Genomic DNA, 5,314 nt, shown 5'->3' with positions numbered 1-5,314 from the left:
GAAGAACAGATTTGATCTTCAGATAACAGAACTTTTCAGCAGGCAGAACAGGGAGAAGGCAATAAGCAGCATATGGCTTGGAACTGCCCTTGTTGCTGTCATCACCATCATCCTCATCCTCGGTTTTCTCATTAAAGAAGGTACTCCGGCAATTCTTGAGATCGGAATTCCAAACTTCATCTTCGATCAAATCTGGAACCCGACGAGCGTTACACCGCAGTATGGAATCTTATCACTTATCGTTGGAACCCTCCTTGTCACCCTTGGAGCAATGGTGATTGCTGTTCCGCTTGGGATCGGATCTGCCATCTTCATCGCTGAGATTGCACCACAAACCGTCCGGGAAACCGTAAAACCTGCAATCGAACTCTTAGCAGGTATCCCTTCCGTTGTATACGGGTTCTTCGGCCTTGTGGTCCTGACGAACTGGCTCCGCATCTCCTTTGATCTATCATCGGGAGCAACCTGGCTTGCCGGGTCAATGATCCTCGGCATCATGGCACTCCCAACAATCGTCTCGGTCTCTGAAGATGCGATCAGCAGTGTTCCACAGGAGTTTCGATCTGCATCGCTTGCACTCGGTGCAACAAGATGGCAGACGATCACCGGCGTCATCGTCCCTGCAGCACTCTCCGGGATCACCGCTGCGGTCATCCTCGGTATGGGCAGAGCGATCGGCGAGACGATGGCAGTACTTATGGTCACCGGTAATGCCGCAATTATTCCGGATCCCCTCTACAATATCCTCTCACCAATCCGGACACTCACCGCCACCCTTGGTATCGAGATGGGCGAGGTAGCAATCGGGAGCACGCATTACCATGCCCTCTTCGGTATGGCACTCGTCCTCCTCCTGATCACCCTGATCGTCAATCTCTCTGCCACAGCCATTCTGAGGAGCATCAAGGAAGGGCAGGAGGGATCTCTGAGGAGGTCCATCATCTCCTATGCAGTAAAAGAGAGGATGCTGTCAGGAGCATACTGGGCGATAGCACTCTTCACTATTACACTCGCCTATCTAATCTTTGGAATCCTCGGTGTCATCATCATCTCAGTACTCTTTGGCCTGTACAGGATGGCAGTCCGCCTCCTCTCCAGCCAGGCGATCCAGAAGATTGCCTTTTGTATCATCACCTCAGGCACCGCCCTCGTCCTCTTTGTACTCATCGTCATCATCTTTGATATCGTCAGTAATGGCCTGCCGGCACTCACCTGGGAGTTTCTCACAGAAGGACCCAGAAATCTCGGCCGTGAGGGCGGCATCTTCCCGGCGATTGTGGGGACTATCTACCTTGTGATCGGTGCGGTCGCAATCGCGCTCCCGATCGGGGTCGGGGCCGCCATTTACCTCAATGAATATACCACTGAGGGGAAGATCACCCGGATCATCAGGGCAGGAAATGATCTCTTAAACGGCACACCCTCGATCGTCTTCGGCCTCTTCGGGTTTGCCTTTCTCGTCCTCTTTGTAGGCCTTGGCGTCTCCCTCATTGCAGGTCAGATCACATTAGCCCTCATGATCCTCCCAACGATCATCAGGACGAGTGAAGAGGCTCTGAAATCCGTCCCCGACTCCCTCAGGCAGGGAAGCCTCGCCCTCGGCGCGACCCGCTGGCAGACGGTCTCACGTGTTGTCCTGCCCGCAGCAGCACCTGGTATCCTGACAGGTACGATCCTTGGCATCGGCCGTGCAGCCGGTGAGACAGCACCGCTCCTCTTCACAGCAGTCGTCTTCTCAAAACGCTTCCTGCCGACATCGCTCTCAGAGCCGGTGATGGCACTCCCCTATCACCTCTTCATCCTTGCAACAAATGTTCCCGGCGCAGAAACACAGAAATATGGAACCGCACTCGTCCTCCTCCTCCTCGTGACAGGTATCTATTCCGTTGCGATTCTGATGAGAAGGCATGCGAAAAAGAACGTGAGGTGGTAAGATACCAATGACAGAGCATGCATTAGAAACAAAAAACCTCAACCTCTATTATGGCACAACCCAGGCGCTCATCGATGTATCGATCACTATTCCAGCGAATAAGGTCACCGCACTCATCGGCCCATCGGGATGTGGCAAATCAACCCTCATCCGGTGTTTTAACCGGATGAACGACCTCATCCCCACCTGCAGACTCGATGGATCCATCCTCTATCATGGCGAGGATATCGCGGGTAGGAAGACCGATGTCGTTGAACTCCGCAAGAAGATAGGGATGGTCTTCCAACAGCCCAACCCATTTCCAAAGTCGATTTATGAGAATGTCGTCTATGGACCGAGGGTCCATGGAATAAAAGATAAACAGGCGCTTGATGCAGTTGCAGAGAAGAGCCTGAAGGGTGCAGCACTCTGGGATGAAGTCAAAGAACGACTCCATGACGCGGCACGCGGGCTCTCCGGAGGCCAGCAGCAGCGGCTCTGTATCGCACGCACCCTCTCTGTCGGGCCTGACATCATCCTGATGGACGAGCCCTGTTCAGCACTTGACCCTATAGCAACAGCGAAAGTCGAGAGCCTCATCACAGAACTCAAAGAAGAGTATACGGTTGTGATCGTAACACATAACATGCAGCAAGCTGCACGCGTATCGGATTATACAGGGTTCATGTATATGGGCAGGCTTATTGAGTGTGGTACAACGCCGTCCATCTTTGAGTGTCCGAAGGAGGAGTTAACAGAGAATTATATCACAGGAAGATTTGGATGAAAGATTATTACCATACGGAACTGGAGGCGTACCGTGGATCGGTCGAGGGCTACAGCCTCTTCGCTCTCACGATGCTCCGCAACTCCTTTGATGCCTTCTCAGCACTCGACCGGGAGAGGGCCTGCGAAATCGCCCTTGGAAAAGAGTACCTGAGTATTAAGGCTGATCAGCTTGAAGAACTGGGGCTCCAGTTCATCGCCCTCCACCAGCCGGTCGCCTCGGATCTCAGGACGATATCCTGCTGCATGAACCTCATCACATCGGCTGAACGGATCGGCAGGTACGGAAAGGATATCTGCCATTGCACCTACAAACTCCCCGACACCCCCCATATTGAGGGAATGATGGGTCTTGACAGGATGGCGAAACTTACCATCTCCATGCTCGAAGACGTCCTCACTGCATTCCAGAGACAAGACCTCTCGATCATCAGGGGTTTCTCAGAACGGGATGATCAAGTCGACAGGATGCGGTATCTTATTTATGAAGATTGTATCAGTGTCATGGAAAATGATCCTAAATATATTCCAATCTGTGCCACTTATCTTCTGGTAGACCGCTATCTTGAACGATGTGCCGATCATGCCTGCAAGACTGCCGAGAAAGTACATTATATGGTGACCGGCGAGCGTGTCGATATCAGATAACATACCCTCTTTTTATCTCCATACGTGTCGTAGTATTGCGTGATGGAGAGGCACGTTAACATCCCCGAACTTCTGGCACCAGCAGGATCACGTGAAGCCTTCGAGGCGGCGATTGCAGCAGGAGCCGATGCAGTCTACCTCTCAGGTACACGATTTGGTGCACGGGCCTATGCGGCAAATTTTGAAGATATGGCATTACACACTGCCATACAGGACGCTCATTCCCGTGGCATCCGGGTTTATGTGACCGTTAATACCCTTGTTTCAGATGAAGAACTGAAAAAAGTCGGCGAATACCTGATCTTCTTATATACTATTGGAGTGGATGCCATTCTCGTTCAGGATCATGGGGTACTGTCCCTTGCACGCTATCTTGTACCGGTACTCCCGCTCCATGCCTCTACGCAGATGACCATCCATTCCGTCGAGGGTGTCAGATATGCAGCAGAACATGGGATATCCCGTGTGGTTCTCGCACGTGAACTTCCAATTGATGAAGTCCGAGAGATCAACTCCGTTGCAAAGGGCCTGAAAGTCGGAATCGAACTTTTTGCTCATGGTGCACTCTGTATGGGATACTCAGGCCAGTGTCTCCTCTCATCTGTCATTGGTGGGAGAAGCGGGAACCGGGGGACATGTGCACAGCCCTGCCGAAGGAAGTATATGCCTGTCATCGGCGTTATCGATCGATATGGGAGGGTGATACAGCAGAAAAAGACTGAGGATGAGGAGTGGCGTTATCTCCTCTCTCCACAGGATCTGGCAACATATGAACATCTCTCCGAGATGAGGGATAGTGCCGCACTCAAGATTGAGGGGAGGATGAAGTCGCCAGAATATGTCGCCATTGTCACATCACTCTACCGAAACGCACTCGATCTCGTTTTGGAGGGCAGGTTCACACCTGATCCTGAAGCGCTCCTTTCTGCAGCATTCGCCTTTAACCGAGGATTTACACAGGGTCATCTCTTCGGGGCAAAAGGTCAGGAATTCGTCTCTGAAGACCGACCTGATAATCAGGGGATACGGTTTGGGACGGTTCTCTGGTATGATCGCGTACGGAGTGAAGCGGTGATAGGGGATCTCTCATCACCACTTCCGGAGAGGGGTGATGGAATAGTCTTCTCAAAAGAGGGGGAGGAGGATGTCGGGTGCGAGATCCGGTCTAAAATCAGGGTGGATGGGGGTCGTATCCGGGTTAAAATATCACATGCTGTGAAGAATGGAATGGAGGCGTCCATAAATAAGAGGGGGAGTGTTGAACAGGCGGCATATACAATAATCTCATCATATCCCCGTGGCGGTGGTCGAAAGGTCCCGATCGCACTCTCAGTCTCGATGGATGAGGAGCACCTGAAGATCGATGGACGCCTCACCGGGCCGAGAGGGGATCTGATCACCGTCACAGCACGATCGGTGTCCCCTATGGTTGAGGCGAAGACCCGACCCCTGACGGTTGAGGTGATAACAGATCTCCTGACACGGACCGGTGAGACCTGGTTTGAGGCTGTCATCGAAGAGATGCAGTATCCGGGCACCTTATTCCTGCCGATCCAGGAGATCACTGGTCTCAGAAGAGCGATCCTCTCAGATGCAGCAACAGCTCTCATCAGGTCATGTGAACCAGAGCCTGAAGAGGCAGCAGCTGCTGAAGAGCGGTTGCGGGTGTACCTGAAACGAGACCGACACCCTGCACAGCGGCGATTAGATCCCCCCTCGATCGCCGTCTATGCCGATTCGATCGAACAGGTGAAAGGTGCAATAGCCGGTGGATGTGACCGGATCTACTATGAACCTACCTATGCAGTCGCCACCTGTGGGAGGAGAGCGAGGTATACCTGGGATGAATGGCAGCAGAAAGTACTGGCGGACCTTGCCGAAGTGCACTCCCTCTCTCACATGAAGAATATACTCTGCTTCTGGAAGTTCCCCGAGATCACCCGCCGCCAGTTTCTCGACCATGCACTC

General features: G+C 52.6%; 4 protein-coding genes. All 4 read left to right on the top strand.

Features of this window, described 5'->3' with window-relative positions; translation table 11 throughout:
• Nucleotides 1-61 precede the first annotated feature (61 nt).
• The gene (pstA, locus tag Q7V06_RS02325) at nucleotides 62-1,933 is read left to right on the top strand and encodes a phosphate ABC transporter permease PstA (protein WP_304837487.1); all 1,872 of its coding nucleotides are present in this window, start codon (nucleotides 62-64) and stop codon (nucleotides 1,931-1,933) included.
• Between the two features lie 7 nt (nucleotides 1,934-1,940).
• Nucleotides 1,941-2,699 carry a phosphate ABC transporter ATP-binding protein PstB gene (gene pstB, locus Q7V06_RS02320; protein WP_304837484.1) on the top strand — a complete coding sequence of 253 codons (759 nt, stop codon included), beginning with the start codon at nucleotides 1,941-1,943 and terminating at the stop codon, nucleotides 2,697-2,699.
• Nucleotides 2,696-3,346, top strand: a complete 651-nt coding sequence (gene phoU, locus Q7V06_RS02315; protein ID WP_304837481.1) for a phosphate signaling complex protein PhoU — start codon at nucleotides 2,696-2,698, stop codon at nucleotides 3,344-3,346. The genes pstB and phoU overlap by 4 nt, the downstream gene beginning before the upstream one ends.
• Nucleotides 3,347-3,388: 42 nt before the next feature.
• The coding region (locus tag Q7V06_RS02310; RefSeq protein WP_304837478.1) for a U32 family peptidase at nucleotides 3,389-5,314 on the top strand (1,926 nt) is incomplete at its 3' end.

It is taken from the genome of Methanocalculus sp., from assembly GCF_030651615.1.
In the GTDB taxonomy this organism is placed as follows: Archaea; Halobacteriota; Methanomicrobia; order Methanomicrobiales; family Methanocorpusculaceae; genus Methanocalculus.
This window is presented reverse-complemented; position numbering and strand designations above follow the sequence as displayed.

Bases quoted from the DNA above. Each gene is read 5' to 3' on its own strand.
- phoU (WP_304837481.1), top strand. From the start codon at position 2,696: ATGAAAGATTATTACCATACGGAACTGGAGGCGTACCGTGGATCGGTC.
- pstB (WP_304837484.1), top strand. From the start codon at position 1,941: ATGACAGAGCATGCATTAGAAACAAAAAACCTCAACCTCTATTATGGC.